At 61.5% G+C, this 25729-nt stretch carries 26 protein-coding genes; 4 read left to right on the top strand and 22 right to left on the bottom strand.

What is annotated here, in order from left to right; genetic code table 11:
- Positions 1-9: 9 nt before the first annotated feature.
- From era to AC07VS_RS03030, 18 genes are all read right to left on the bottom strand, one after another.
- Entirely contained in the window at positions 10-1029 is a 1020-nt protein-coding gene (gene era / locus AC07VS_RS03115) for a GTPase Era (protein WP_492346806.1), read from the bottom strand.
- Positions 1026-1709: a ribonuclease III gene (rnc, locus tag AC07VS_RS03110; RefSeq protein WP_492346805.1), complete on the bottom strand. Its 684-nt coding sequence runs from the start codon at positions 1707-1709 to the stop codon at positions 1026-1028. Before rnc ends, era begins: the two co-directional genes overlap by 4 nt.
- Positions 1710-2060, bottom strand: a complete 351-nt coding sequence (locus AC07VS_RS03105; protein WP_494750209.1) for a DUF4845 domain-containing protein — start codon at positions 2058-2060, stop codon at positions 1710-1712. It lies immediately after the preceding gene.
- Positions 2061-2124: 64 nt separating this feature from the next.
- Complete coding sequence (lepB, locus tag AC07VS_RS03100; RefSeq protein ID WP_492346803.1) at positions 2125-3105, bottom strand: signal peptidase I; 981 nt, start codon at positions 3103-3105, stop codon at positions 2125-2127.
- 2 nt (positions 3106-3107) lie between these two features.
- A complete protein-coding gene (gene lepA / locus AC07VS_RS03095) occupies positions 3108-4916 on the bottom strand; it encodes a translation elongation factor 4 (RefSeq protein ID WP_492346802.1) in 1809 nt (602 codons plus the stop codon).
- Positions 4917-5419: 503 nt separating this feature from the next.
- Positions 5420-6907: a DegQ family serine endoprotease gene (locus AC07VS_RS03090; protein ID WP_494750208.1), complete on the bottom strand. Its 1488-nt coding sequence runs from the start codon at positions 6905-6907 to the stop codon at positions 5420-5422.
- Positions 6908-6999: 92 nt separating this feature from the next.
- Positions 7000-8067 (bottom strand): MucB/RseB C-terminal domain-containing protein, encoded by a 1068-nt coding sequence (locus tag AC07VS_RS03085; RefSeq protein ID WP_492346801.1) that lies wholly within the window; start codon positions 8065-8067, stop codon positions 7000-7002.
- 23 nt (positions 8068-8090) lie between these two features.
- A complete protein-coding gene (locus AC07VS_RS03080) occupies positions 8091-8723 on the bottom strand; it encodes an RseA family anti-sigma factor (protein ID WP_494656363.1) in 633 nt (210 codons plus the stop codon).
- Between the two features lie 18 nt (positions 8724-8741).
- Positions 8742-9377, bottom strand: coding sequence for an RNA polymerase sigma factor RpoE (gene rpoE / locus AC07VS_RS03075; RefSeq protein ID WP_492346799.1), 636 nt, complete (start codon positions 9375-9377; stop codon positions 8742-8744).
- A 22-nt stretch (positions 9378-9399) separates the two neighbouring features.
- Positions 9400-9867 carry a hypothetical protein gene (locus tag AC07VS_RS03070; protein ID WP_494750207.1) on the bottom strand — a complete coding sequence of 156 codons (468 nt, stop codon included), beginning with the start codon at positions 9865-9867 and terminating at the stop codon, positions 9400-9402.
- 68 nt (positions 9868-9935) lie between these two features.
- Positions 9936-11183, bottom strand: a complete 1248-nt coding sequence (fabF, locus tag AC07VS_RS03065; protein ID WP_494656361.1) for a beta-ketoacyl-ACP synthase II — start codon at positions 11181-11183, stop codon at positions 9936-9938.
- 115 nt (positions 11184-11298) lie between these two features.
- Positions 11299-11538, bottom strand: a complete 240-nt coding sequence (gene acpP, locus AC07VS_RS03060) for an acyl carrier protein (RefSeq protein ID WP_019575021.1) — start codon at positions 11536-11538, stop codon at positions 11299-11301.
- Positions 11539-11642: 104 nt separating this feature from the next.
- Positions 11643-12386 (bottom strand): 3-oxoacyl-ACP reductase FabG, encoded by a 744-nt coding sequence (fabG, locus tag AC07VS_RS03055; RefSeq protein ID WP_494750206.1) that lies wholly within the window; start codon positions 12384-12386, stop codon positions 11643-11645.
- Complete coding sequence (gene fabD, locus AC07VS_RS03050) at positions 12383-13333, bottom strand: ACP S-malonyltransferase (protein WP_494656360.1); 951 nt, start codon at positions 13331-13333, stop codon at positions 12383-12385. The genes fabG and fabD overlap by 4 nt, the downstream gene beginning before the upstream one ends.
- 145 nt (positions 13334-13478) lie before the next feature.
- Positions 13479-14456, bottom strand: a complete 978-nt coding sequence (locus AC07VS_RS03045; RefSeq protein WP_492346795.1) for a beta-ketoacyl-ACP synthase III — start codon at positions 14454-14456, stop codon at positions 13479-13481.
- The gene (plsX, locus tag AC07VS_RS03040; protein ID WP_494656359.1) at positions 14453-15508 is read right to left on the bottom strand and encodes a phosphate acyltransferase PlsX; all 1056 of its coding nucleotides are present in this window, start codon (positions 15506-15508) and stop codon (positions 14453-14455) included. Before plsX ends, AC07VS_RS03045 begins: the two co-directional genes overlap by 4 nt.
- Before the next feature lie 107 nt (positions 15509-15615).
- Positions 15616-15798, bottom strand: coding sequence for a 50S ribosomal protein L32 (rpmF, locus tag AC07VS_RS03035; RefSeq protein WP_005794249.1), 183 nt, complete (start codon positions 15796-15798; stop codon positions 15616-15618).
- 197 nt (positions 15799-15995) lie between these two features.
- Positions 15996-16538, bottom strand: coding sequence for a YceD family protein (locus AC07VS_RS03030; protein ID WP_492346793.1), 543 nt, complete (start codon positions 16536-16538; stop codon positions 15996-15998).
- A 26-nt stretch (positions 16539-16564) separates the two neighbouring features.
- Between AC07VS_RS03030 and AC07VS_RS03025 the strand changes: the two genes are divergently transcribed.
- Both AC07VS_RS03025 and AC07VS_RS03020 read left to right on the top strand, forming a co-directional pair.
- The gene (locus AC07VS_RS03025) at positions 16565-17179 is read left to right on the top strand and encodes a Maf family protein (RefSeq protein ID WP_494750205.1); all 615 of its coding nucleotides are present in this window, start codon (positions 16565-16567) and stop codon (positions 17177-17179) included.
- A complete protein-coding gene (locus tag AC07VS_RS03020; protein WP_494750204.1) occupies positions 17176-17988 on the top strand; it encodes an SAM-dependent methyltransferase in 813 nt (270 codons plus the stop codon). Before AC07VS_RS03025 ends, AC07VS_RS03020 begins: the two co-directional genes overlap by 4 nt.
- A 33-nt stretch (positions 17989-18021) precedes the next feature.
- Here AC07VS_RS03020 and AC07VS_RS03015 read toward each other — a convergent pair whose 3' ends face one another.
- Genes AC07VS_RS03015 through AC07VS_RS03000 form a run of 4 tightly spaced genes read right to left on the bottom strand, consistent with a single transcriptional unit; the run spans position 18022 to position 21159 of the window.
- Positions 18022-19068, bottom strand: coding sequence for a S49 family peptidase (locus AC07VS_RS03015; protein WP_492346790.1), 1047 nt, complete (start codon positions 19066-19068; stop codon positions 18022-18024).
- 1 nt (position 19069) lies between these two features.
- Positions 19070-19435, bottom strand: a complete 366-nt coding sequence (locus AC07VS_RS03010; protein ID WP_494750203.1) for a Rieske (2Fe-2S) protein — start codon at positions 19433-19435, stop codon at positions 19070-19072.
- Between the two features lie 42 nt (positions 19436-19477).
- Entirely contained in the window at positions 19478-20149 is a 672-nt protein-coding gene (locus AC07VS_RS03005) for an HAD family hydrolase (protein ID WP_492346788.1), read from the bottom strand.
- Positions 20146-21159, bottom strand: coding sequence for an RluA family pseudouridine synthase (locus AC07VS_RS03000; RefSeq protein WP_494656357.1), 1014 nt, complete (start codon positions 21157-21159; stop codon positions 20146-20148). Before AC07VS_RS03000 ends, AC07VS_RS03005 begins: the two co-directional genes overlap by 4 nt.
- A gap of 541 nt (positions 21160-21700) precedes the next feature.
- On the opposite strand from AC07VS_RS03000, the gene AC07VS_RS02995 reads away from it, so the two are divergent.
- Positions 21701-24727: an Rne/Rng family ribonuclease gene (locus AC07VS_RS02995; protein ID WP_494750202.1), complete on the top strand. Its 3027-nt coding sequence runs from the start codon at positions 21701-21703 to the stop codon at positions 24725-24727.
- A 204-nt stretch (positions 24728-24931) separates the two neighbouring features.
- Complete coding sequence (yaaA, locus tag AC07VS_RS02990) at positions 24932-25708, top strand: peroxide stress protein YaaA (protein ID WP_494656522.1); 777 nt, start codon at positions 24932-24934, stop codon at positions 25706-25708.
- Positions 25709-25729 lie beyond the last annotated feature (21 nt).

The following is a 25729-nucleotide window of genomic DNA, read 5'->3' as shown; positions in this document are numbered from 1 at the left end:
CGAGGTCGCTTACTCGTAGCCGAAGCTGCGCACACGGGCTTCATCGTCAGCCCAACCCGAACGGACCTTGACCCACAACTCCAGGAACACCTTGGCATCCATGAGCTTCTCAAGCTCCTGACGGGCTTCGGTACCAATGCGCTTGAGGCGCTCGCCCTTGTCACCGATCACCATGGCCTTGTGGCCGTCGCGCTCGACCACGATGGTGGCCGAGATGCGCAGCATGCGGTTATGGGTCTTGCTTTTTTCTTCGTCGAACTTGTCGATGACCACGGTCGAGGTGTAAGGCAACTCGTCACCGGTGAAGCGGAACAGCTTTTCACGCACCGTTTCGGAGGCCAGGAACTTCTCGCTGCGGTCGGTCAGCTCATCGGCGCCATAGAACCAGGCCTGTTCGGGCAGGTATTTCTCACAGATGCCAAACAAGCGTTCGATGTCGCCCTTGTTCTTGGCCGACATGGGCACAAACTCATTGAAGGGGTGGCGCTCCTGCATGCCCTTGAGCCAAGGGGCCAGTTCGGCGCGGCGGTTCACGGTGTCGAGCTTGTTGGCCACCAGCAGCGCTGGAATGCCCGGCTTGAGCAAGGACAGCACTTTGGCGTCGGCCAACGTGAAATTACCCGCCTCAACCACGAACAGCACCAAGTCCACATCACCGATGGCGCCCATCACGGTCTTGTTGAGCGATTTGTTGAGCGCCGTGCTGTGGCGCGTCTGGAAGCCAGGGGTGTCCACAAACACGTATTGGGTCTGACCCAGGGTGCGGATGCCGGTGATGCGGTGACGCGTGGTCTGAGCCTTGCGCGAGGTGATGCTGATTTTCTGCCCGATCAAGGCATTGAGCAGCGTGGACTTGCCGACGTTGGGCTTGCCCACAATGGCAATCACACCGCAGCGCTGACCTTCGATCGGGGCGGCGCCAGCCACCACATCAGCAGCGGTCACTGGGGCTGCGCCTGGCTTGGCCGCGGCCAGCATGGCTTCGAGGTCGGCATTCGTGCCGGCTACAGGCTTTGTAGCGTCGTTCATTTGTATTTCGCTTTCAGGGTGAGCAGCATCGCTGCTGCGGCGGCCTGCTCGCCGGCACGCCGGGAGCCGCCGATGCCTCGCTCGGTCAGGCCCAGTTCGGGAATTTCACACTCGACATCAAAGGTCTGGCGATGCGCCACCCCGGTGGTGAGCACCACGCGGTAGGACGGCACTTTCATTTTGCGAGCCTGCAACCACTCCTGCAAGCCCGTCTTGGCGTCCTTGCCCATGGCTTGCATCTGAGGGTTGATCTCCACGGCCTGGTAAAGCCGATGCACCAAGGCCTCAGCCGAGCCATAACCAGCGTCGAGGAACACCGCGCCGATCAGGGCCTCTACGGCATCGGCCAGGATGGAGGGGCGCTTCTGTCCTCCAGAGCGCGACTCCCCCTCACCCAGGCGAAGCACGCCGGGCAGATCAAGGTCCAGCGCCAGTTGGTGCAGGGTGTCTTGCTTGACCAGATTGGCCCGGGTGCGGGACAGATCGCCCTCGGTCAAGGTGCCCAGGCGCCGGTACAGCAGGCTGGACACCGCCAGGTTGAGCACGGAGTCGCCCAGGAATTCAAGACGCTCGTTGTGGTCAGCGGAAAAACTGCGGTGGGTCACCGCCCGCTGAAACAGCTTCGGGTCCGCAAATGTGTGTTGCAGCTTCTGCTGCAGGGTTTGAAGTCGAGGGTCCACCTAGTTGGTCTGCGCGCTGTATTTCATGACCAGATAAGCTGGCCCGATGAGATGAATTTCACGGACATAGGCGAAGGAGACAATGATTTTGTCGCCGTTCTTCCGAATGTCGAGGTCTTTGCCCGTGATCGATGTGATGTCGTCGATGGCCGCAGAGCGATCAAACGCCTGCTGGATTTCTGCCACCGTGTCGCCCGACTTGGCCCGGTCAATGGCCCGCTTGGCCGCGACATATTCAATGCCCGTGGGAACCACTTGAGCGCCCACGGCCAGAACAGACACGATCAGCGCTGCCATCAGCACCAAGGTGATGAACGACATGCCGCGCTGTGAAGAGCGGCCAATTGACATGCGTCTTTTCATATTTAAACCCCTCCTGTGCCCCGGAAACGGTGCATGCACACCTGCGCCCGACTCAATGGAATGGCCCGATGCGCTTCAGATTGCCGAAGTTCATCCAGACAAACACGGCCTTGCCGACGATGTTGGCATCAGGCACAAAGCCCCAATACCGTGAGTCGAGCGAATTATCGCGATTGTCGCCCATCATGAAGTAATGGCCTTCAGGCACCTTGCAGGTCACACCTTCAACGGTGTAGTGGCAGTTGGCCTTGAACGGAAAGTCTTCCACGCCTGGCACAAAGGCAGGACGGTCCGGGTCGTTGAGCAGACGGTGAGGCCGGTCACCCAAGGCTTCCTCGAACTGCTTGAAGTAGCGCACGGCATCTTCGTCGAAGAAATCAGGGACGGCTGTCGTCTCAAGGGGCTTGCCGTTGATGGTCAGGCGCTTGTTGAGGTAGGCCACTTCATCGCCGGGCACGCCGACAACACGCTTGATGTAGTCCAGGCTCGGCTTGGGAGGGTAGCGGAACACCATCACATCGCCCCGCTGCGGTGGGGTGCCATCGGTGATTTTTTTGTTGATCACCGGCAAGCGGACGCCGTAGGTGAACTTGTTCACCAGGATCAGGTCACCCACCAGCAAAGTCGGAATCATCGAGCCCGACGGGATCTTGAACGGCTCAAACAGAAAAGACCGCAAAACGAAGACCGCCGCGATCACCGGGAACAGGCCGGCGGTCCAATCGAGCCACCAGGGTTGCATCAGCAAGCGGCTCTTGGTGTCTTCGACATCGCCATCGACCTGCTTGATGCCCATGCGGGTGAGTTCCTCGCGGCGCTGGATTTGAGCCGCTTCCACAGCCACCACAGCCTGGCGCCGGCGTGGCAGAAAGTACAGGCGCTCTGCCAACCAGTACGCACCGGTGACCAGCGTGGCCAGGAACAGCAGCAGCGCAAAGTTGCCTTCGATGCCACCGATGTTCAGGTACCAGGCCCCGATGTAGGCCGCAAAGCCGGCCAGGATGATGGCCGTGACCGTTGACATGGCATTCATCATCAATCCTCCACCTGCAGAATGGCCAGGAACGCCTCTTGTGGCACCTCGACCGAACCGATCTGTTTCATGCGCTTTTTACCCGCCTTTTGTTTCTCGAGAAGTTTGCGTTTGCGGCTGACGTCACCGCCGTAGCACTTGGCCAGCACGTTCTTGCGCAGGGCCTTGATGGATTCGCGGGCAATGATGTTGGCACCAATGGCGGCCTGGATGGCCACGTCGAACATCTGCCGGCTGATGATTTCACGCATTTTGGCTGCGACCGCCCGGCCTCGATATTGGGACTGGCTGCGGTGCACGATGATGGACAAGGCGTCGACCTTTTCGCCATTGAGCAAGATGTCCACCTTGACCACGTCAGAGGCCCGGTACTCTTTGAACTCATAGTCCATCGAAGCGTAGCCGCGACTGACCGACTTGAGCTTGTCGAAGAAATCGAGCACGATTTCGCCGAGCGGCAGTTCGTAGGTCAACATCACCTGGCGACCGTGGTAGGCCATGTTCATCTGCACGCCACGCTTCTGATTGGCCAGCGTCATCACGGCACCGACATAGTCTTGTGGCATGTACAGGTGCACCGTCACGATGGGCTCGCGGATCTCCTGAATGCGAGCTTGGTCAGGCATCTTGGCAGGGTTCTCCACCATGATGACCTCGCCATCGCCCTTCACCACCTCGTAGACCACGCTGGGCGCGGTGGTGATCAGATCCTGATCGAACTCGCGTTCCAGACGCTCCTGCACGATCTCCATGTGCAACAGGCCCAGAAAGCCGCAACGGAAACCAAAACCCAGCGCCTGTGACACTTCGGGCTCAAATTGCAATGAGGCGTCGTTGAGCTTGAGCTTCTCCAGACTGTCGCGCAGAGAGTCGTACTGGTTGGCCTCGGTCGGGTACAGACCTGCAAACACCTGCGGCTGGATTTCCTTGAAACCTGGCAGCGCTTCGGAGGCCGGGCCAAGGTTGTTGGGCAATTTCTTTTCGAGCGTGATGGTGTCGCCGACCTTGGCAGCCTGCAACTCCTTGATGCCGGCGATGATGTACCCCACCTCACCGGCCTCAAGCGACTCGCGCGGCAGGTTGGCGGGCGTGAACACCCCCAGGTTGTCGGCGTTGTAAACCGTGCCCGTGGCCATCATCTTGAAGCGCTCGCCACGCCCCAGACGACCATCGACCACACGCACCAGCATCACCACGCCGACATAGCTGTCAAACCAGCTGTCGACGATCATGGCCCGCAGGGGCGCGTTCGGGTTGCCCTTGGGGGCCGGGATCTTGGCGACGATGGCTTCAAGAATCTCGTCAATGCCCATGCCTGTCTTGGCCGAGCAGGGAATGGCATCGGTGGCATCAATGCCAATCACATCCTCGACTTCAGCCTTGGCGTTCTCGGGATCAGCCTGTGGCAAATCCATCTTGTTGAGCACGGGCAGCACCTCGACACCCAGGTCGAGCGCGGTGTAGCAATTGGCCACGGTCTGGGCCTCGACACCCTGCGAGGCATCCACCACCAGCAGCGCGCCTTCACAGGCTGACAAGGACCGACTCACCTCATAAGAAAAGTCCACGTGGCCCGGGGTATCGATCAGATTCAGGTTGTAGATCTGCCCGTCCTTGGCCTTGTATTGCAGCGCGGCGGTCTGTGCCTTGATGGTTATCCCACGCTCTTTTTCGATATCCATCGAATCGAGCACCTGCGCCTCCATCTCACGCTCTTCAAGCCCTCCGCAGCGCTGAATCAAGCGGTCGGCCAGCGTTGATTTGCCATGGTCGATGTGGGCGATGATCGAAAAATTTCTGATGTGATTCATCAACGAGAACGCTTAAGTAATTGAATTGTCTGGGAGAGACGCAAGAAAAAAGGGCGCGTCTTGTGGCGACGCGCCCTGAACCAACAATCTATGGCAACTGCGATAGTTGGAGCTTCATTGTAGGCAAAAAGCCTGGGACGTACAGCCCGAGCAAGACCAAGACCCTGTCGTTGCAACGTTGCAACAGGAAACTTATCAACAGTTTATCCACAAATTTCTTCAGAACGTTCTGAGTCACATGTGGGCGATCTGTGGATCACTCTCCTCGGAGGGCCCGGCTTCCCGTATCGTGGTTTTCAGTCTTCTCGATATGCCTTAGCGCATCGGTCAACAGCGCGATTCTACCTAAACGGCGCATTAGGACTTGAATAGGTAAGTACCCGCAAACTTTTTATCCCCAAGCCCACCGCCGTTTGAAAAAAGCGCCAAGCCCATGAAAAACAGGGCCTGAGACCAAACAAACCCGAGCGGTCAGCAGGGTTGAAACAAGCCCGGCGTCCCGCTCAACGTGCGGGTCGCAACGTCGCCAGCTGCGTCCACTCGCCACGACGGAACAGCATGCTGATGACTTTGTTGCGGTCAGCCTTGGCCAAGGCCTGCTCAAAATCCTTCACGGAAAGTGTTTCACTGTTGGCCACAGAGAGAATCACATCGCCCTCGCGCAAGCCAGCCCGGGCGGCAACATCAGTCGCCGCGTCAACACGGACGCCGCCTTTGAGCTTGAGCTCTTTCTTCTGGGCAGCCGTCAGCTCGGTGACCACCAGCCCCAAGGACTGAGCCGCCGACGAGCTGCGCGGCTTGTCGTCACGTTCGGTTTTGCGTGCGGCCACCGAATCAGGCTCAATCTCAGCGACGGTGATCGCCAGATCGCGATTGCCCCCTCGCCGGAAGACCGTCAATGTACTGCGCGAGCCAGGCTTGGTGTTACCCACCAGACGTGGCAGATCGGCACTTTTCTCAATCGGCTTGCCGTCAAAACGCAGAATCACATCACCCGGCTCCACGCCCGCCTTGTCTGCCGGTGATCCAGACTCGACCCCCCTGACCAGGGCGCCCTGCGCCTTGCTCAGGCCCACAGAGTCGGCAACCTCTTTGGTCACCTGATCGATCTGCACGCCGATCCGGCCCCGGGAGACCCGGCCACTGACACGCAACTGGTCACTGACCCGGATGGCTTCGTCGATCGGAATCGCAAAGGAGATGCCCATGAAACCACCCGATCGGGAGTAGATCTGGCTGTTGATGCCAATGACCTCACCGCGCATATTGATCAGGGGGCCGCCCGAGTTACCCGGGTTGATCGCGACGTCCGTTTGAATGAAAGGCAGGTAATCACCTGTTTCACGCTGCTTGGCACTCACGATGCCGGCCGTGACCGTGTTCTCCAGGCCAAAGGGAGAGCCGATGGCCATCACCCATTCGCCGACTCTCAGACGGGACACCTCACCCAGCTTCACAGCCGGCAGGCCTGCGGCTTCAATCTTGACGACAGCGACATCGGTGCGTTTGTCCGAGCCAACAATGCGGGCCTTGAATTCGCGTTTGTCAGTCAAAGTGACCAGCACCTCATCCGCATCCTCGACCACATGAGCATTCGTCATGATGAAGCCGTCCGGCGTCAAGATGAAACCCGAGCCCACACCACGAGGCTGGGCCTCTTCTTCGGGCTGGGGGCGCTGAGGCTGCTTGGGGCCTTGTCGAGGTACCTGGGGCACCGGCAAGCCGAAACGCCGGAAAAACTCCAGCATGTCTTCGTCCATACCCGTGCCGGCGCCAGGCCGGCTTGAGACCTTCTCAAGCGTTCGGATATTGACCACCGATGGCCCCACCTGGTCCACGAGGTCCGTGAAGTCAGGCAAGGTTCGCTGCGTCGGGGCACTTTGGGCTTGGGCAGCGTGGGCCGGGAACAGAGACAGTGCGGAAGCACTGCCCACCGCAGCCAACAGCACCCAGGCATTCAGGTTTTTTTTCCAAGGGACGATCGGCATCATGGTCCTTTCAAGAATCGATTCATGCACCAGGTCCGAAACAGCTCAGGCCCGTCGCCGGATCAGCAACGAGCCGATGGACTCTGGGGAGGGATTTATTTGAGCCGCTCAAGGTTCTGAGCAAACAACTTCAAGGTCTGTGCGGGAACCTCGCCAACAAGGGTTACCCACCAATCGCCGAGCACACGCTTGCCCAGGGTTTGTGTGGCGCCCATGGAGAGCTGCACCTCATCGGCGGCGCGAGGCTGACGATCGTAGGGCTCAATGAACAGCGAAACGGTGGCCAGGCCATCAGAAAACGTCCATTGCAGGGTGGGTTCCGGCGGGCCCTTGGGGCCGATCGTGGGCGCAGGGGCCATCCCGCGCCTGTAGCAACTGACCGTCTGAAAGCCAGCCACAGGACTCTTGAGGGCCCAGCCCTCTTGCTGAGCCGTCGTCTTGGTCAGATCGGGGTGCTCCACCCGGTAGCCGCTGGTGGCCGCCATCATCTGGGCGAGCTTTTCCATTTTGACACTGGCATCGAGGTCCAGTTCGGAGAAGGCCGCCTGCTCCAGAACACGCCCGTCGGCATCCAGGGTCTGGATCTTGACCACCAACCCAGACTTTTTTTCACTCCAGATGCGGTAACCAAATCGTTGGGCGTCCTTGGGCTGGATCAGCACCACATCGGCATCGAAGCCTGCCACACGGTCCACGCCCTGAGCGCTGGCCTGGTACAGAGTGGCCAAGGCCGGATCGCCGCCTCGGCGCAAATTGGGGAAGACGCCGAAAGACTCGCGTTTCTCAGCCCTCGCCACCCTCAACTCGGGCAAAAAGGTGATGACCTGATCGTTGCGACGCAAAGTCGAACGGGGGGGGCCGGTCAGAGCGTCGATGCGTTCCATCTGCACATCGCCATCACAAACGTGCCAGATGCGCGAGCTGTACATGCCACCTGCAGCCGACATGACCACAAACGTCCCGACATAGGCTTTGCGGCTCGACGCATTGTGCATGCGCAACAACCACTGGTTCAAGTCAAGCTCTGGCGCGGCCGGCTTGGCGATCGGCGCTGGCCCCACGGTGGCCTGCACGGGCGGCTGCGCCTGCACCGCAAAAGCGCCAGACTGCAGACCCAATGCCACCATCAGAGGCAGCAATGCACGACCGATCCTCCGGGGCATGCCATCGGCACCAGGGGCAAGGCTCACCGTGATGCCCCCTCAAAAGTCGCGTTGCGCAGAAAGCCGGCCGGCGTCTGCAAAGCAGAGGCTCCGGCCGCCTGCTTGTGGGCGGCCAACAACTCATCCAGACGAGGATCGCGCAGCATGACAGCACCCTCGTCACCCGGCAGCGAGACGGCCACGGCCTGCACACCGGCAGCCGCACCGCCGTTCGCGGCCATTTGCTCACCCATGCGCGCGGGCTGCTGGTGGGCAATCACGCCCCAGCCCACAGCCGCAACCGCCACCACTGAAGCCAAGCCGGCAACCATGCGCCAGCGGAAAAGAGGTTGATTGGCTGCTTCTGCTTGAAATGTTCGCGGCGCCTCTGGCTGGGGCTGCAAGGCAGGCACCAGGGGTTCAATCTGCTCGTCAGCCAGACGGGCACGCAAACGCACCATGAAGTCAGGCGACAGGTCTGGCACGGCAGCGGCCACATTTGCGCTTGAACCCCACTCACCACGAAGCACGTCCCGGCTGAGGTGGTAGACCTCCCACGAGACGGCAGCATCGTCGTCTGCATTCAACTGATCCAACAACTTGGCAGCATCGGCGTCATCAAGGCGCCCATCAGCCAAGTCAGAGATCAACTCGCGGTTTTCAAGCTTTCGGTCCATTTGCAATCCCTTGGTTCATCACCAACGTTTCCCAGTCTGATTGGTCAGCAACGGCTTGACCTTGGCCGAAATGGCCTCCCGGGCGCGAAAAATCCGGGAGCGCACCGTACCAATCGGACAATTCATCACCTCAGCGATTTCGTCGTAACTGAGTCCTTCGATCTCCCGCAGCGTGACGGCCTGCCGCAAGTCTTCAGGCAAGGCTTCCATGGCAGAGTTCACCGCTTCGCCGATTTCTTTGGCAGCCAAGACGGTTTCCGGGGTTTCATCGCTGCTTAGTTCGTTTGAAACCGGGGAAGTTTCATCATCATCGTCACGACCGCGCAGCGCGCTTTCGTTCATCACCGGGTTGCGGCGCAGATCGACCAGGGCCTTCTTGGCGGTGTTGACCGCGATCCGATAAAGCCACGTATAAAACTGCGCATCACCCCGAAATTGATGCAGCGCGCGGTATGCCCTGATGAAGGTCTCCTGCACCACGTCATCGACCAGATCGGAATCCCGGACCATGCGCGCCACCAGGCGGGCAACGCGCCGCTGGTACTTCAGAACCAGAAGCTCAAATGCGCGCTGATCACCAGCGACCGCGCGTTGAACCAACAACAGATCACTGTCGTCCGGCACTGGCAAAAGGGTTGTGGGGGTGAGGGTCATGAAAACGAAGACAACACCGAACTCAAGGCCCGATGGGCTCTTTTGACGGCTCGTGTGCAGCGCGCGAATATACCGCACAGCGCAGCAGGTGCCAGCGAGAAGGCTGGGTTCGGCGTTCCAGCCAGATCCATTTCCCGGCCAGCAAGCCCTCTGCCCGCCAACGCAGCAACAGGACGACCTGCAAATCCAACAGCACATTCAGCGAGCCATGCCCGACCCAGACAGACGCGCGACGCGTCTGCAAATGGAGCGACCAGGCCATGCCGTCCCAAGCAAGCTCCCCAGGCAGGGCACGCCAGGTTGACTGCACCATGAGCGCCAAAGCAAGAAGACACAGGCTCAAGGCGTTCAGCCCCCAAGCCATGGGAGGCGTGGTCTGATAGACCCAGAGACCCAGGCAGAACAGGGTGAAAACGAAAACGCCCCCTTCACCAAGCCGTCGAAGCCGCGAGGGCTTGATCGGATAGCGGACAGGGGGCGCGGCATGCATCAATCAGCAACCGGCATGAAGTGTGTATTGATCAGAGACCACAGGGCGAGCCGCCCTGTGCCGCCGGATCAAGCCAGACGCTTGAAGACCAGCGTGCCGTTGGTACCGCCAAAACCGAAGTTGTTCTTGACGGCCACATCAATCTTCAGATCACGGGCCTCATTGGCACAGTAGTCCAGATCGCAATCCGGATCCTGATTGAAGATGTTGATGGTGGGTGGGCTCTTCTGGTGGTGGACCGCGAGTGCGGTAAAGACACTTTCGATACCACCCGCGCCACCCAGCAAGTGCCCGGTCATCGACTTGGTCGAATTGACCACGGTCTTGTAGGCATGATCGCCCAGCGCCGCCTTGATGGCATTGGTTTCGTTGGTATCACCCAAGGGGGTCGAGGTGCCATGCGCATTCAGGTAATGGACCTGATCCGCATTGATCCCCGCATTGCGCAAGGCCATTTCCATGGAACGACGCGGGCCGTCCACGTTGGGGGCTGTCATGTGGTACGCATCGCCGGACATGCCAAAGCCTATGATCTCAGCGTAGATGCGGGCACCCCGCGCCTTGGCGTGCTCATACTCTTCGAGCACCATGACACCAGAGCCCTCACCCAGAACAAAACCATCACGGTCCTTGTCCCAGGGGCGAGAAGCCGTCTTGGGATCATCGTTGCGGGTGGACAGCGCACGGGCTGCGGCAAAGCCCCCGATGCCCAGAGGCGACACGGTCGACTCGGCGCCGCCCGCCACCATGACATCACAGTCGCCATACTCGATCATGCGAGCCGACAAACCGATCGCGTGCAGACCGGTGGTGCAAGCGGTGACCACGGCCACATTGGGACCCTTGAAGCCGTATTGAATGGAAACATGACCCGAGATCATGTTGATGATCGAGGCCGGCACGAAGAACGGCGAAATTCTACGCGGGCCCCGGTTGGTGTATTCGCCATGGGTCTGTTCGATCATCGGCAAGCCGCCGATGCCAGAACCAATGTTGCAGCCGATACGGGCTGCCTGCTCTTCGGTCAACGCGTCGCCGGTGGGCAAACCCGAGTCAACCACCGCCTGCATGGCAGCAGCCATCCCCAGGTGAATGAAGCGATCCATGTGACGCGCTTCTTTCTCCGGGATGTACTGGGTGATGTCAAACCCCTTCACTTCGCCAGCAAACTTGCAGGCGAAAGAGCTGGCATCGAACGACTTGATCAGGTCGATACCAGACTGGCCGGCCAGCAAATTGTTCCAGGACTCGGCAACCGTATTGCCTACGGGGCTGATACAACCCAGGCCAGTGACGACAACGCGACGACGGGACATATGAAAATCTCAGTTTGGCCGGACGCAAAGCGCCGGCGGTCTGTGACAAGCCAGGCAAAGCCGCAAGGCCCTGCCGGCCCGCACTCCAAAAGTGTAGGACCGGTCCGCCAGGGACTCAGGCCTTGTGGTGCGTGTTGGCGTAGTCGATCGCGTTTTGCACCGTGGTGATCTTCTCGGCATCTTCGTCCGGGATTTCGATGCCGAACTCGTCTTCCAGAGCCATCACCAGTTCCACCGTGTCCAGAGAGTCTGCGCCGAGGTCTGCGACAAAGGCTTTTTCGTTAGTCACTTGAGACTCTTCCACGCCGAGTTGTTCGGCGATGATTTTTTTGACACGTGCTTCGATATCGCTCATGGTTCCCTCTGAGGGTTGTGAAAAGATCCGTGATTTTAGCCGCCCCGGAGAACAATCCCGAAGCATTTGCCGCACGGACCAATCGGCTTTGATTTGCTGTTAATTTACATGTACATGCCGCCATTGACATGTAACTCTTGCCCAGTCACATACGAGGCCTGCGGCGAGGCCAGGTAAGCGACGGCATGAGCGATGTCGGCGGGCTGACCCAGATGACCCAAAGGGATCTGGGTCAGCAAGGCTTTTTGCTGCTCTTCTGGCAGCGAAGCCGTCATGTCGGTGTCGATGAAGCCCGGGGCCACACAGTTCACAGTAATGCCGCGGCTGCCCAATTCACGGGCCAGCGCACGTGTCATGCCAGCCACCCCCGCCTTGGCGGCAGCATAGTTGGCCTGCCCGGGATTGCCCGAGGCACCGACGACACTGGTGATGCTGATGATGCGTCCATAACGCTGCTTCATCATCTGACGCATCACGGCACGGCTCATGCGGAAGACCGACTTCAAATTGGTATCAAGCACCGCATCCCAATCCGCATCCTTGAGGCGCATGGCCAACATGTCGCGCGTGATGCCAGCATTGTTCACCAGGACCTGCAGAGCGCCCTGCTCTTTCACGATGCGATCGATCAGCGCATCGACGGCGGCACCATCATTGACATCCAGCCTGGCTCCCAACCCACCCACGGGGGCCAGCGTGGCGGAGATTCGGTCGGCACCCTCATCCGTCGTGGCCGTACCGATCACCTTCAAACCCCGCCGAGCCAACTCCATGGCGATCGCCGCACCAATACCGCGGGATGCACCCGTGACCAGGGCAACCTGTCCTTCAAATTTCACGTCAGTCATGCCAACAATCCTTTGGTTTCTGCCAGTGTTGCGGGATCCAGCACCACGCCACCCACCAGCTCTGCATCGATGCGCTTGGTCATGCCAGCCAAGACTTTGCCGGGACCGCATTCAATGACATGCGCCACACCGCGGGCCTTGATCGCCTGGATGCACTCCACCCAGCGAACAGGCTGAAAAGCCTGGCGGTACAAGGCATCCCGGATTCGCTCAAGATCCGCCTCGACTTGCACGTCGACGTTATTGACCACAGGAATCTGTGGCAGCCCCAGCGTCAGGGTTGCCAATTTTTCGCGCAGTTTTTCTGCAGCAGGCTTCATCAGACTCGAATGGAACGGCGCCGACACCGGCAAAGGCAAAGCCCGCTTGGCGCCTTGAGACTTGAGGTACTCGCATGCCTTTTCGACCCCCGCCTTGCTACCGGCAATCACCGTCTGCATCGGATCGTTGAAATTGACCGCCTCCACGACCTCCGGCGAGCCTGCGCCAAATTCGGCCGTCACAGCCTGGCAGCCCGCCACGACCTGCGCCGCGGGCATGCCCAGAATGGCGGCCATGGCCCCCACACCAACGGGCACAGCCTCCTGCATCGCCGCGGCACGGAAACGAACCAAAGGCGCGGCCTGCGCCAAAGTCAACACACCAGAGGCCACAAGCGCGGAGTACTCACCCAGGGAGTGACCCGCCACCACCGCAGGCGCCATGCCCGTCTCAGCCATCCATGCCCGGTAGGCCGCCACCGCAGCCACCAACATCACAGGCTGCGTGTTGGTGGTGAGCGCCAAAGCCTCTTTGGGACCTGAATGGATCAATGCAGCAACATCCTCACCCAAGGCGTCGGACGCCTCACTCAAGGCACTACGCACTTCGGGGTGATCACCCCAGGCATCCAGCATGCCCACCGACTGGGAGCCCTGGCCCGGAAATACAAATGCAAATGGAGTCATGTTTTTTTGGAGACTGGACAAACGAGAACCACGTCACCCCAACACCCGGCTGCGATAGAGCACAGGGGAGGCGACACCCAGACAGAGGCCAATCTGCTCAGGCCAGCCCTCATGCCGGCCTGCAGATATCCCCTAACGGTACCTATCAATAGCGCAGGAAAACCGCACCCCAGGTAAAACCACCCCCCACCCCTTCCAGCATCAGGTGCTGGCCTCGCTTGACCTGGCCGGCGCGCACCGCCGTGTCCAACGCCAGGGGAATGGAGGCTGCCGAGGTATTGCCATGCTGGTCAACCGTTACAACCACCTTGTCGAGGGGAAGCTTCAATTTGCGCGCCGTGCTCTGCATGATGCGGATATTGGCCTGGTGCGGAATCAGCCAGTCAATGTCAGCATCTGTCTTGCCGGCCTTGGCCAAAGTGGCACGTGCAGCATCTTCCAACACCCCCACTGCCAGCTTGAAGACGGCCTGACCGTCCATCTTGAGCAAAGGATCGCCCAGGACCTGACCACCCGAGACATGCCCCGGCACACAAAGAATCCCCACATGCTTGCCATCCGCATGCAAGTCCGAAGCCAGAATGCCCGGCTCATCCGAAGCCTCCAGCACCACAGCACCCGCACCATCGCCAAACAGCACACAGGTCGTGCGATCCGTGAAGTCCAGCAGACGCGAGAAAACCTCTGAGCCCACCACCAGGGCGCGCTGCGCCGCGCCAGACTGGATCATGGCATCCGCCACCGTCAGCGCGTACACAAAGCCACTGCAGACAGCCTGCACGTCAAAGGCCGCCGCACCGGCGTTGCCCAATTTATGCTGAAGAATGCAAGCCGTGGAAGGAAACACCATGTCGGGCGTCGACGTGGCCACAATGATCAAATCAATCTGCGAAGCTTCCAAGCCTGCGGCCTCCAAGGCCCGTCGACTGGCCTGCAAGGCAAGATCGCTGCTACCCATGTCGGGCGCTGCAAAGTGCCGGGCACGAATTCCAGTGCGCTCGACAATCCACTCATCTGAAGTTTCGACACCCTTGGCAGCCAGTTCGGCAGCCAGATCTGCGTTCGTCAGTCTGCGGGGGGGGAGATAACTGCCGGTACCGGCTATGCGCGAATAACGTCTCATTGTGCGGAGGAGCCCGCCACGCCGGCCCCGGCTTCACCCGGCACCGCCGCCAACAAAGGCGCAGCGCGAGCAATCCGGACCTTCACGCGGTCAAGCAGGTTGTTTCGGGCCGCATCATACGCCCGGTTCAAGGCCTGCTCGAAAGCGAACTCATCTGCCGAGCCGTGGCTCTTGAACACCAGGCCCCGCAAACCCAAAAGAGCCGCCCCGTTGTAGCGACGATAGTCCATTCGCTTCTTCAAAGAAGAAAGGACCGGATAAGCACAGATGGCCGCTATTTTTCGAAAGATGTTGCGAGAAAACTCTTCACGCAAGAAGCCGACGATCATGAAGGCCAAGCCCTCCGTGGCCTTCAAAGCCACGTTGCCGACAAAGCCATCACAGACCACGATCTCGGTCGTACCCTTGAAGATGTCATTGCCTTCAACGTTGCCAAAAAAATTCAGATCCCCCGAACCCGCAGCAGATCGCAGCAACTCACCCGCTTTTTTGATCGTGTCATTGCCCTTGATGACTTCCTCACCAATGTTGAGCAAACCCACAGACGGATGAGCCTCATCTTTGAGGACAGACACCAGAGCCGACCCCATGACCGCAAACTGCAACAGGTGCTCGGCCGTGCAATCCACATTGGCGCCCAGGTCCAGCACGGTGGTAGCCTGGCCTTTGATGTTGGGCATCAAGGCAGCAATCGCCGGGCGATCAATGCCATCGAGGGTTTTGAGCAAATAGCGGGCAATGGCCATCAAGGCCCCGGTATTGCCAGCAGAGACCGCCACATCGGCACGGCCGTCCTTGACCTGCTGGATGGCCACACGCATCGAAGAATCCTTCTTCTTGCGCAGCGCCACTTCCACCGTATCGTCCATGCTGACGACTTCAGAGGCCGCCAACACCTCGGCGCGGTCATGCACCAAACCCGTCAGCGCCTCAGGCTTGCCAACCAGCAAAAGCCGCGCATCCGCATGCTGCTCCAGAAAATGCCGGCATGCAGCCAGCGTGACGCGGGGGCCATGGTCGCCCCCCATGCAGTCAACAGCCAGTGTGATCATTCAGAGCTCAATCAACCGCCCAAGCGGCTTCGAAATGGATAGCCAACAAAAGAAAAGCCCGCGCTACTTGGAATGTAGCATCGGGCTTCGATGGCTCCGGAAGCAGATCAGGCTTCGGACTTGTTCTTCAGAACCTGACGACCACGGTAGAAGCCGTTGGGGCTGATGTGGTGACGCAGGTGGGTTTCACCGGTGGTAGGTTCCACGGCGATGCCCGGCACGTTCAGGGCATTGTGCGAGCGGTGCATACCGCGCTTGGAAGGGGACTTTTTGTTTTGCTGGACGGCCATGTCAGGCTCCTGGACTAAAGGGTTGTTACATGAGCCTGGGGCCAGCGAGAAAATCACGCCAGCACAGGCAGTTCTGTGCGAAATCAGTGAGAAATCAACTCACAATCAACTCAATCAGCGCGGCAACCAGATCAAAAAGACGCCGAGGAATTCGCGCGAAGCCTTTGATTATAGCTCATCTCAAAAGGCAAGCCCAGTCACTCTTTTTTGAGCTTGGCCAATGCCGCAAACGGATTGGGCTTGGCGGCCTCGGCAGCCTGGTATTCCTCGTCCTCCACCGCCATGGGCAACACCTCGGGGCAGACCTCATGGCGTGGCACCACGGGCAGCTCCATCAACAACTCATCTTCAATCAGCTCATGCAGATTGAACTCGCGACTGAGCACCAACACATCTTCTTCGGATTCATCATCTTCAGCTTCTGCTGTGGCCTCATCACGCACAAAGCGGAAGGAACGCTGACACGACAGCAACACCTCCACCGGCCCCAGGCAGCGCTGACAGATCTGCACCAGGCTGGCCTGAGCCTCCAGGTGCAGCCACACCTGATCGGCGCCACCGGTCACGGGCCGCGATTCACCTTGCGCCAACCAACGAACCTCGTGCTCGTCAATATGCGCCGTCACGGCCTCTTCAGCCAAGCGCGCAAAAGACAGCAAAGGCGCCTGCCCAGACAGGGTGTCGCCAGCCTGCGCCAACGCCTTCAGGTCGAGGCGCTCCATGAAATACTCTTTCTTCATGCGCGCAGTGTAAGAGAATCCCCGGCATGACCCCAAGCGCACCCACCCACCCCAGCCCATCGCGCACACTGGTGCTGGGCTCCACCTCCCGCTATCGCAAAGAGTTGCTGAGTCGACTCGGCCTGCCCTTTGAAGTGGCCTCCCCCGAAGTGGACGAGACGCCGCAGGCCTGCGAAGCCCCGGCCGAACTGGCCAAACGCCTGGCCCTCGCCAAAGCCCACGCCGTGGCCAGGCAGTTCCCCTCGGCCGTTGTCATCGGCTCCGATCAGGTGGCCGACCTCCATGGCGAACCCCTGGGCAAGCCTGGCAACCACGAGCGTGCCGTGGCCCAGTTGCGGCGCATGCGAGGCCAGACTGTTGTGTTCCAGACGGCGGTGGCCGTGGTCTGCCAGGCCACCGGTTTTGCCCAAAGCGATCTGTCCGCGGTGCGGGTGCAGTTTCGCCAACTCAGTGACGCTGAAATCGAAACCTACCTGCAGCGCGAGAAACCCTATGACTGCGCAGGCAGCGCCAAAAGCGAAGGACTGGGCATTGCCCTGCTCTCCTCGATCGAGAACGATGACCCCACCGCCCTGATCGGCCTGCCGCTGATCCGCACCTGCCGACTGATCCAGGCCGCCGGCATCGAGGTACTGACATGAGCAACACCCATTCAAGCCCTGCAGGCCGCCTGTTCCTGGTTCCAGCGCCGCTGGATTTCGGCTGCAACCAGCAAGCGCCGGTGACCGATGTGATCCCAAGCAAGACCCTCCTCACGGCCGCCGGATTGCGTCATTGGGTGTGCGAGAACGCCAAAAGCACGCGCGCCTACCTCAAGCGCATTGGCGAACACCACCCCTTGGCAGCGCCCATTCAAGAGCAATCCCTGCAAGAACTGCCGCGTACCGTGCACAAAAAAGGGGACCACCAAGCCGGCCAGTTTGACGCCCGCCCCCTGCTGGCGCCAGCCCTGGCGGGTCACGACATGGGGCTGATCAGCGAAGCGGGCATGCCCGCTGTGGCAGACCCAGGCTCGTCGGTGGTGCGCGCCGCCCACGACCTGGGCATTGAGGTGGTGGCACTGACAGGCCCGATCTCTCTGCTGTTGACCCTGGCCGCCAGCGGGCTGAACGGACAGAACTTCGCCTTTGTGGGCTACCTGCCCCAAGACAACGGAGAACGCAACCAGCGCCTGCGAGAACTCGAATCACTGGCACTCAAGACCGGACAGACCCAATTGTTCATTGAAACGCCCTACCGCAATCAAGCCCTGTGGCAGGGCCTGCTGCAGAGCCTGCAACCCAATACCCGCCTGGCCATCAGTTACGGCCTGACCCTGGACCAGGGGAAAAACCGCAGCAAGCTGGTGAAGGATTGGCGCCAACAGGCCCATCAAGACCCGAAGGCCTCCGGAAAAACCAAGGACTTCCCACCCAATGACCTGCCGGCGGTCTTCGGCATCGGGCGCTGAACGCCCCGTGCAAGCACCCTGTGCTCTCAAACCTCAGCGCAAGGCAGGTACAGAGCGCAGGGCACGCACGGCACCCTCTCCAAAAGCCGCACCAAAGCGCTTGGCCAGGCGTTCGGCCACGTTGTCACGGCGGGTGTAATCCACCAGATCTTCGGCCTTGACCACCTCACGGGCCACGTAGTCGAGGTTGCCAAGCTGATCGGCCAGCCCCATCTCAACGGCCTGCTCACCGGTCCAGAACAAGCCACTGAACATCTCCGGTGTTTCTTTCAGGCGCTTGCCGCGCCCATCCTTCACCGCCTTGATGAACTGCTGGTGAATCTGGTCGAGCATGGCCTGGGCGAACACACGCTGGCGCTCGGTCTGGGGGCTGAATGGGTCCAGAAAGCCCTTGTTCTCGCCGGCCGTCATGAGGCGCCGCTCCACGCCCAGCTTGTCCATCAGCCCCGTGAAGCCGAAACCATCCATGAGCACACCGATGCTGCCCACGATGCTGGCCTTGTCGACAAAGATCTGATCTGCCGCCGCAGCGATGTAATAAGCGGCCGAAGCACAGGACTCCTCCACCACCACATACACCGGCTTGGAATGCTTGGCCTTCAGCCGCCGGATCTCGTCATTGATGATGCCGGCCTGAACTGGGCTGCCACCGGGTGAGTTGATCAGCAACACGACCGCCTGAGCGCCGTCGTCCTCAAAGGCGCTGCGCATGGCGGCCACCACAAACTCGGCACTGGCGTCAGCCCCTGCGGCAATCTCGCCTTTGATTTCAACCACGGCCGTGTGGGGAGAGCTTTTGTCGGTCACTGGGGCGGCCCGACTGAACAACATCCAGGCACTGACCGACAGCAGCAGCAGCCAGGCCAGCCGGATGATATTGCGCCAGCGCCGCGCCGCCTGCTGCTCACGCAGCGAAGCAAAGGCCAGCTTTTCAAGGGTTTCACGCTCCCAACCGGACGGCAGGGGCGAAGCCGTTGCAGAGGAAGCAGGTGCCGCAGCAGACACCGTCGGCGCAACAGGCTCAGGAGCCGGCGTCAACACGGGCTCATCGGTGGGTTCGGGCGTGCGGGGATCCGTCATCTCAGAATTCAACAGGGTGCAGGTTATAGGCAGTATGCCAGTGCACCACGCCATCCCTTTCCGACAGTTCGATGCGGATCAAGCCGCTTCGGCAGGGGCCGCCTCGGCACTGCCCCGTGTCGGGCGCATAGACCGCACCATGTGTGGCACAGAGCAGCCACCGGCCCGAATCATCAAAAAAACGATTCGGCTGGTAGTCCATTTCCATGGCCACATGGGTGCAGCGGTTCAGGTAGGCGTGGGCACGACCCTCATAGCGTATGGCAAAGGCACGGCAGGTCTGCCCGGCATAGGCCACATCAAAGGGTACTCCGTCCCCGCCGTCGATCAGATCGTTGCTGTTACACAACGGAATCATCACTTCCATCACCCCTCCCTGACCCCACCAGCACTGGCGTGGCCTTCAAGTTCAAGCGTTATTGAGCAGCCACTGGTGCAGATCAGCCACCGAATGCGCCACATGGCGCGGTCGCAGGACCTCAAACGCATCAGGCTCATGGGCACCATAACTCACCCCCACGCTGGCACAGCCGGCGTTCAGCGCCATCTGCAGATCATGCGTGGTATCGCCAATCATCAAGGTTCGTTCGGGCGCCACGTCAAACTCGGCCATCAACTCGTGCAGCATGCGAGGGTCGGGCTTGCCTGCCGTCTCATCGGCCGTGCGCGACCCATCAAACACCCCGCGCAAGGCCACAGAATGCAGCGCCTCATTCAGGCCCCGCCGGCTCTTGCCCGTGGCCACCGTGATGAGGTGCTGGCGTTCGCGCAGGGCGGCCAGCAGCGGCAACACCCCGTCGAACAACGCAATGTCGTCCTGATGCTTTAAATAGTGAAAGCGGTAACGATTCCCGAGCTCGGCGTACTTCTCAGGCGGAACATCGGGTGCCGCATGGGCCAAGGCCTGCATCAAGGCCATCCCGATCACATACGAGGCCGCCTCGTCGCTGGGACGCGCGCCCCCCACGTCCACCACGGCCGCCTGGATGCAGCGCACGATGATCTGGGTGGAGTCAAACAGGGTGCCGTCCCAATCGAAGGCAATCAGATCGAACTGGCGGGGTCGGCTGGAGGCGGTCATGGGCGGGGTTGGGCGTCAATGAAAGATTGCAATTCGGGTGGCAGGGGCAATTCCAACTGAATGGCCTCGCCGCTGGCAGGGTGCTTGAACTGTAACCGCCATGCGTGCAGAAACATGCGCTTGAGGCCATGCCTGACCAGGCGCTTGTTCAGTTCGAAATCGCCATATTTGTCATCACCCGCAATCGCGTGCCCACTGCTCGCCAGGTGCACCCGGATCTGGTGGGTGCGCCCGGTCTTGATCGTCACCTCCAGCAGCGAGAACGCAGGAAGCCCCGCCCACTGAACTGGTGGCAAAGCCGAACGCACGCGGACCAGGGTGACGGCGCGCATGGCGTCCGGATGATCCTTGTCGACCACCTTCACACGCCGCTCGCCGTCCGGGAGCAGGTATTTGTGCAAAGCCGAATCGATCACCTTCTTGTTGGCCGGCCAGGCCCCGATGGCCAGCGCCAGGTAGGTCTTGCCGGTCTCGCGGTCGCGGAACTGGTCTTGCAGATGCGTCAGCGCCGAGCGCTTCTTGGCCAGCAGCAAGATGCCCGAGGTCTCTCGATCCAGCCGGTGCACCAGTTCCAGAAAGCGCGCCTGGGGTCGTGCCTGGCGCAACTGCTCGATCACACCAAAACTCACGCCACTGCCGCCGTGCACGGCCACCCCGGCCGGCTTGGCAATGGCCAGCACATGATCATCTTCAAAAAGAATCGGAAATTCACGGGCTGGTGCCGGGGTTTCCGCCTTCTCAACGGCACGATCAGACAGACGGACGGGCGGCACACGGACGGAATCGCCGGCCTGCACCCGGGTATCGGCGGCCACCCGCCCCTTGTTGATGCGCACTTCACCACTGCGAATGATGCGGTAGACATGCGTTTTAGGCACCCCTTTGAGGTGCCGGATCAGAAAGTTGTCGAGGCGCTGGCCGGCGGATTCTTCGTCCACCAGCAAGAGGCTGGCCGCAGCGGCGGCGGGCTTGATTTGAGGGCCGACTTTGCCCTCTATAATGTGTTTCACTAGCGCTTTGCTGTAACTGGTTGATTCGTCTGGAGTTTAGTCCAGTCCCACCTCCGCAGCGCTGGCAAGGTCGATGCCGACTGACTTGTGAACTGTAGATCACGCACCAGAGTTCGTGATGACAGTGTCCCAAAGCCAGATGGGCCGGCACTTTGAAACACCGATACGGAATACCCATGCCTGAGAGCCCGCTGAAATTGCCGGGGTCTCGGGCGGATCAAAGCGAGACAACCTGTGCTGATGGCGCTGATTCAGACCTGCTTGCGGTGGCTTATGCCACCGTCAAATGGCATGCAATCGCCCATGGTGCCCGCCTACCGGTCACCTGACGCCGCACCCTTTGCGGCCACACAGCCCCTACACTCACTCGCCCCCATCCACGCGCCCCCGCCCGATACCTGAGCCACCAGCTCAGGCGTCTGTGCACCCACGGCAATTCCCTTCGTTTCAAAGCGTCTGTTCCGGCATCGTTGGCTCATTTCGGGCCTGTTGAAGATTTGACGATTGCATGGACCTACAGGGTCCAGGAAGGACACGCATCATGAAGCGGATGCTGATCAACGCCACCCAGGCAGAAGAACGCCGTTTGGCCATCGTGGACGGGCAGAAACTGCTCGACTACGAAATCGAAATCGAAGGGCGCGAGCAGCGCAAGGGCAACATCTACAAGGCCGTCGTCACCCGCGTCGAGCCCAGCCTCGAAGCCTGTTTTGTCGACTACGGCGAAGACCGCCACGGCTTTCTGCCCTTCAAGGAAATCTCGCGCCAGTACTTTGCCCCGGGCGTGTCGCCCAGCCAGGCGCGTATCAACGACGTGATCCGTGAAGGCCAGGAACTGCTGGTCCAGGTCGAAAAAGAAGAACGCGGCAACAAGGGCGCGGCCCTGACCACCTTCGTGAGCCTGGCCGGCCGCTACGTGGTGCTGATGCCCAACAACCCCCGCGGTGGCGGTGTCTCGCGCCGCATCGAAGGCGAAGACCGGGCCGAGCTCAAAGAAGCCATGGACCAGTTGGACTACCCCAACGGCATGTCCATCATTGCCCGCACGGCCGGCATCGGCCGCAGCGCCCCTGAACTGCAGTGGGACCTGAACTACCTGCTCAAGCTCTGGACCGCCATCGACGGCGCGGCCAAGGGCGGCAAGGGCGCCTACCTGATCTACCAGGAATCCAGCCTGGTCATCCGAGCCATTCGTGACTACTTCAACCACGACATCGGCGACATCCTGATCGACACCGACGACATCTACGAACAAGCGCACCAGTTCATGGCGCATGTCATGCCTGAGCATGCCGCCCGCGTGAAGCGCTACCGCGACGATGCCCCGCTGTTCAGCCGCTTCCAGATCGAACACCAGATCGAATCGGCCTATGCCCGCACGGTGACCCTGCCCTCGGGCGGCGCCATCGTGATCGACCACACCGAAGCCCTGGTGTCGGTGGACGTCAACTCGGCCCGCGCCATCAAGGGCGGCGACATCGAAGAAACCGCCACCCGCACCAACCTGGAAGCCGCTGACGAAGTGGCCCGCCAGATGCGCCTGCGCGACCTGGGTGGCCTGATCGTGATCGACTTCATCGACATGGAAGAGTCGAAGAACCGCCGCGAAGTGGAAAACCGCCTGCGCGACGCGCTGCGGCAGGACCGCGCCCGCGTGCAGTTCGGCACCATCAGCAAGTTCGGCCTGATGGAAATGAGCCGCCAGCGCCTGAAGCCGGCGCTGTCGGAGGGTTCGTCCATCCCCTGCCCGCGCTGCGGTGGCTCGGGCCACATCCGCGACACCGAAAGCTCGGCGCTGCAGATCCTGCGCATCATCCAGGAAGAGTCCATGAAGGACAACACCGCGGCCGTGCACGTGCAAGTGCCGGTCGAGGTGGCCTCGTTCCTGCTCAACGAAAAGCGCACCGAGATCGCCAAGATCGAGGTCAAGCAGCGCCTGAGCGTGATGCTGGTGCCCAACAAGGCGCTGGAAACCCCGCACTACAAGCTGGAACGCCTCAAGCACGACGACCCGCGCCTGGACCACATGGAAGCCAGCTACAAGATGGCCGAAGTGATCGAGGACCCGACCACCGTCACCCGCCGCTCGCAAGAGCCCACCAACAAGCAAACCCCGGTGATCAAGGGCGTGCTGCCGGACGCCCCGGCGCCCCAGGCCCTGCCCAAGCCCGAAGGTGCGCCCTCGGCCGCCCGTGGCCGCCAAGCCGACAAGGCCGCTCCGGCCGCACCGGCTGCCGCGCCCGCCCCGGCTGCGCCCGCAGACACCGGCTTCTTCGGCTGGCTCAAGGGCCTGTTCGGCGTGAAGCCAGTGGCGGCACCCGCTCCGGCGCCTGTGGCTGCCGAGGCCAAGAAGGACGAAAAGCGTGAAGGCCGCAACGGCGAACGCGGCGAGTCGCGCAACGGCGAAGGCCGTGGTGGCCGCCGCGGTGAACGTGGCGAAGGCCGCAACGGTGAGCGCACGGAACGTGGCGAAGGCCGTGGCCCGCGCCGCAACGGCGAGCGTGGCGAAGGCCGCAACGGTGAACGCGGTGAGCCGCGTGCCCCGCGTGACGGTGAAGCCCGCGCCCCGCGCTCCGAACGCCCCGAGGGTGAGGCTCCGCGCCGCGAAGGCCGCCCGGACCGCGCCCCCCGTGAGCGCCGCCCCGAGAACCAGGGTGCCAATGGCGCCCCGGCCGAACTGCGCAGCCAAGGTCTGAGCGAAGGTGCCCCGGAAGCCGCCGTGGCCAACCTGGCCCTGGACGAAGCTGGTAATCCGGTGAACACCGAAGCCCGCGCCGAGCGCCCACGCCGTGAGCGTGGCGAACGCGGTGAGCGTGGCGAGCGCCGTGAACGTGGCCCACGTCAAGACCGCGCCCCGCGCGCCGAAGGCCAGGGCGATGTGCCCCAGCCCCTGGAAGGCCAAAACGCCGTCAACACATCGGCAGATGCCCAGGCTGAAGGCCAGGCGTTCAGCACCCCGGTGGAAGGTGGCGGCGAAGAACGCCGTGAACGCCGTTCGCGTGACCGCTATGGCCGCGACCGTCGTGAACGCCAAGGTGAGCGCGCGCCGCGTGACGGCCAGGCCAACCCGGAAGGCCGTGAAGGCCAGGAGCAGGCCGAGTTCGAACCCCGCGCCAGCTACTTCAGCAACGTGACACCGGCCGAACCCACCGCAGCGCCCGCCGAAGCCTTTGTGGCCCCGGTCGAAGCTGCTGCGCCAGCGCCAGCACCGACCCAAGCCGAAGTCGTGGCCCCGGTGATCGCCGAGATCGCGCCCCCGGCAGCCGCTCCAGCGCCTGTCGCCGCGCCTGTCCCCAGCCCGGTGGAAGCCGGCCTGCCCAAGGTGCAAGCCTTTGAGCTGCCGATCCCCACGCTGCAGGAACTGGCACAAAGCGCCGGCCTGGAGTGGGTCAACTCGGACGCTGACAAGGTGGCCACCGTGCAGGCGGCCATCGCCGCCGAGCCCAAGCCCGTGCACGTGCCGCGCGAACGCCCCCCGTTGGTGGTGCTCGACGAAGGCCCGCTGATCCTGGTGGAAACCCGCCGCGACCTGAGCGAGCTCAAGCTGCCCTTTGAACAGCAAGCCTGAGCCCCGGCCGGCCTGAACCGGCCGCCGATCTGATCAAGCCCGGCCCCTCTTGGGGGTGCCGGGCTTTTTCTTGGGCCTTGGCGCAATCCAGGGTGCCCTGCCGGGTCTCCGGCTTGTGGGCACAATCGGACGCTGCCAAGGCAAGCGGGTGGCGCCTTCAGTTGCCCGATGCCCCACTGCCTTACTCGCTTCGACACCCACGCCATGCTGTTCCTGATCTCTCCAGCCAAGTCCCTTGACTACGACACCCCTGTGCCGGCCGGGCTGCCGCACACCCTGCCCCAGTTCCTGCCCCAGTCCCGGCAATTGATCGACGTGCTGCGCCAGAAGACGCCAGCCGACATCGCCAGCCTGATGAGCCTCAGTGACAAGCTGGCCAGCCTCAACGTGGCCCGTTACGAGGCCTGGTCGGATCAGTTCACCGCCGACAACTCGCGCCAGGCCGTGCTGGCCTTCAACGGCGATGTGTACGACGGCCTGCAGGCTCGCAGCCTGTCGGCTGCCGACCTGCAATGGGCCCAACAGCACCTGGCCATCCTGAGCGGCCTCTACGGAGTGCTGCGTCCTCTCGACCAACTGCAGCCCTACCGGCTTGAGATGGGCACCCGCCTGGCCAACCCGGGCGGCAAAGACCTGTACCAGTTCTGGGGCCCCCAGATTGCCGAACACCTGAACCAGCGCCTGCAGGCCGACGCCTCGCCGGTGGTCGTCAACCTTGCCTCGCAGGAGTACTTCAAGGCCGTGCAGCAAAAAGTGCTCAAGGCCCGGGTGATCGAATGCGTGTTCGAAGACTGGAAAGGCGGCGTCTACAAGATCATCAGCTTCCATGCCAAGCGCGCTCGGGGCCTGATGGCGCGCTACGCCATCACCCACCGGATTCAACTGCCCAGCCAGCTCGAAGGCTTTGACCTCGATGGCTATGCCTTCCAGGCCGCGGCCTCGGAGGTTGACCGCCTTGTCTTCCGGCGGCGCCTGAGCTGACAGGTCTGGCGCCGGTCCGCC

The sequence above is a fragment of the Curvibacter sp. GW821-FHT01G03 genome (assembly GCF_059422285.1).
The sequence above is the reverse complement of the archived record's forward strand: the minus strand, read 5'-3'. Positions and strand labels throughout refer to the sequence as shown.

What these genes read in the sequence shown, in the direction of transcription:
- AC07VS_RS03070 (WP_494750207.1), bottom strand. Translation starts at nt 9,867, where the DNA reads ATGCATGCCGCGCCCCCTGTCCGCTATCCGATCAAGCCCTCGCGGCTT.
- plsX (WP_494656359.1), bottom strand. Translation starts at nt 15,508, where the DNA reads ATGATCACACTGGCTGTTGACTGCATGGGGGGCGACCATGGCCCCCGC.
- AC07VS_RS03030 (WP_492346793.1), bottom strand. Translation starts at nt 16,538, where the DNA reads ATGAAGAAAGAGTATTTCATGGAGCGCCTCGACCTGAAGGCGTTGGCG.
- yaaA (WP_494656522.1), top strand. Translation starts at nt 24,932, where the DNA reads ATGCTGTTCCTGATCTCTCCAGCCAAGTCCCTTGACTACGACACCCCT.
- fabF (WP_494656361.1), bottom strand. Translation starts at nt 11,183, where the DNA reads ATGTCCCGTCGTCGCGTTGTCGTCACTGGCCTGGGTTGTATCAGCCCC.
- AC07VS_RS03080 (WP_494656363.1), bottom strand. Translation starts at nt 8,723, where the DNA reads ATGGACCGAAAGCTTGAAAACCGCGAGTTGATCTCTGACTTGGCTGAT.
- AC07VS_RS03020 (WP_494750204.1), top strand. Translation starts at nt 17,176, where the DNA reads ATGAGCAACACCCATTCAAGCCCTGCAGGCCGCCTGTTCCTGGTTCCA.
- lepA (WP_492346802.1), bottom strand. Translation starts at nt 4,916, where the DNA reads ATGAATCACATCAGAAATTTTTCGATCATCGCCCACATCGACCATGGC.
- AC07VS_RS03015 (WP_492346790.1), bottom strand. Translation starts at nt 19,068, where the DNA reads ATGACGGATCCCCGCACGCCCGAACCCACCGATGAGCCCGTGTTGACG.
- fabD (WP_494656360.1), bottom strand. Translation starts at nt 13,333, where the DNA reads ATGACTCCATTTGCATTTGTATTTCCGGGCCAGGGCTCCCAGTCGGTG.
- AC07VS_RS03010 (WP_494750203.1), bottom strand. Translation starts at nt 19,435, where the DNA reads ATGGAAGTGATGATTCCGTTGTGTAACAGCAACGATCTGATCGACGGC.
- fabG (WP_494750206.1), bottom strand. Translation starts at nt 12,386, where the DNA reads ATGACTGACGTGAAATTTGAAGGACAGGTTGCCCTGGTCACGGGTGCA.
- AC07VS_RS03085 (WP_492346801.1), bottom strand. Translation starts at nt 8,067, where the DNA reads ATGCCCCGGAGGATCGGTCGTGCATTGCTGCCTCTGATGGTGGCATTG.
- rpoE (WP_492346799.1), bottom strand. Translation starts at nt 9,377, where the DNA reads ATGACCCTCACCCCCACAACCCTTTTGCCAGTGCCGGACGACAGTGAT.
- AC07VS_RS03005 (WP_492346788.1), bottom strand. Translation starts at nt 20,149, where the DNA reads ATGACCGCCTCCAGCCGACCCCGCCAGTTCGATCTGATTGCCTTCGAT.
- era (WP_492346806.1), bottom strand. Translation starts at nt 1,029, where the DNA reads ATGAACGACGCTACAAAGCCTGTAGCCGGCACGAATGCCGACCTCGAA.
- rpmF (WP_005794249.1), bottom strand. Translation starts at nt 15,798, where the DNA reads ATGGCCGTCCAGCAAAACAAAAAGTCCCCTTCCAAGCGCGGTATGCAC.
- lepB (WP_492346803.1), bottom strand. Translation starts at nt 3,105, where the DNA reads ATGAATGCCATGTCAACGGTCACGGCCATCATCCTGGCCGGCTTTGCG.
- acpP (WP_019575021.1), bottom strand. Translation starts at nt 11,538, where the DNA reads ATGAGCGATATCGAAGCACGTGTCAAAAAAATCATCGCCGAACAACTC.
- AC07VS_RS02995 (WP_494750202.1), top strand. Translation starts at nt 21,701, where the DNA reads ATGAAGCGGATGCTGATCAACGCCACCCAGGCAGAAGAACGCCGTTTG.
- AC07VS_RS03105 (WP_494750209.1), bottom strand. Translation starts at nt 2,060, where the DNA reads ATGTCAATTGGCCGCTCTTCACAGCGCGGCATGTCGTTCATCACCTTG.
- AC07VS_RS03025 (WP_494750205.1), top strand. Translation starts at nt 16,565, where the DNA reads ATGACCCCAAGCGCACCCACCCACCCCAGCCCATCGCGCACACTGGTG.
- AC07VS_RS03045 (WP_492346795.1), bottom strand. Translation starts at nt 14,456, where the DNA reads ATGAGACGTTATTCGCGCATAGCCGGTACCGGCAGTTATCTCCCCCCC.
- AC07VS_RS03090 (WP_494750208.1), bottom strand. Translation starts at nt 6,907, where the DNA reads ATGATGCCGATCGTCCCTTGGAAAAAAAACCTGAATGCCTGGGTGCTG.